2 protein-coding genes are annotated in these 1,128 nt (G+C 23.1%); both read left to right on the forward strand.

Annotated features, from left to right (window positions below):
• Positions 1–391 (forward strand): hypothetical protein (locus EZH24_RS14340; RefSeq protein WP_161976173.1); only part of this gene is annotated, 391 nt, incomplete at its 5' end.
• Positions 392–395: 4 nt separating this feature from the next.
• Entirely contained in the window at positions 396–803 is a 408-nt protein-coding gene (locus EZH24_RS12300; protein ID WP_137999349.1) for a hypothetical protein, read from the forward strand.
• The last annotated feature ends 325 nt before the right edge of the window (positions 804–1,128 follow it).

Genomic DNA, 1,128 nt, shown 5'->3' on the forward strand with positions numbered 1-1,128 from the left:
ACCACAAAATCTTTTGGAAAGAGAATTAGATAATATTGAAGAGACTGAAGTAGAAGTGTATAGAGTATGTAAATATGGTTTTATAGATAAAAGTTTTGTAACAACCTATGAGGAAGTACATTCTTCTGACAAGCCTTTACCTAAAAATTATGACGAAAATGATATATCTACATATTCTATGTCATGTTTTAAAAAAGAAAGAGATGTTAAAAGAATATTTAGGCTGTTCAAAAAACATGATGAATATAAAGATATTTGTATGTCTATAGGTAAAACTAAAAGTGAAATTGGAGTAGTACGTTTTTCAAAAAAATATTCTCATGTAGATTTTTGGTTATATGATAATGTTAAACCTATAGAATATTTTTCAAAAATTGAGGTAGATTGGTAGTAAAATGAGTGATTTTATATATTTTAAAAATATTCCTAAATATGGGAATTTGTATATGGATTATATAATAGTAGAAGAAGATTACCCTCTATTATTTATATTAAGAGATGACTATAATAGATTTATATGTTTTTGCTTTGAAATGAGTGAACAACAGTCTTGGATTATCAATAAGGTTACAATATCTAATATAAAAGATTTATTAACCGATAAAATGGATATGAGAGAGCCATTTTTAGTAGAAAATGATGATAAAAAAATCATAATTCATAGGAATAAAAATGATGAATATACTTATGAACTAGTCGATAAAAAATATATAGTTGATAATGATATTATACCAGATGAAGGAGATTATCTTGAAGTCGGCGAAAATGAATTTAAAGAATATATAGATATTTTATCGCAATAAATCAAGTAAGCAAATACTACAAAAATATATTATAATAAATGTACTATATTTATTTTGTTTATATGATGTAAAAGTTATTATAGTGATAATTATATATCAGATAGTAATATTATAACATATATATTTGAAAATATTAGATTTAAATAAGTTAAAATATTTTGCATATAGATACAAAATAATATATGTTATTTTGTAGATCCAACAAAAGTGCTTTTTTCAATTTATAACATTCTTCAACGCACGTTCAATCGATTCTTATATATAAATTAATTATAATCTCTAATTCGTATTTCTCTCCTTTCCGCTCTTCTTTTTCTTCTCTCAG

This window comes from Brachyspira catarrhinii (assembly GCF_005518285.1).
GTDB lineage: Bacteria > Spirochaetota > Brachyspiria > Brachyspirales > Brachyspiraceae > Brachyspira > Brachyspira catarrhinii.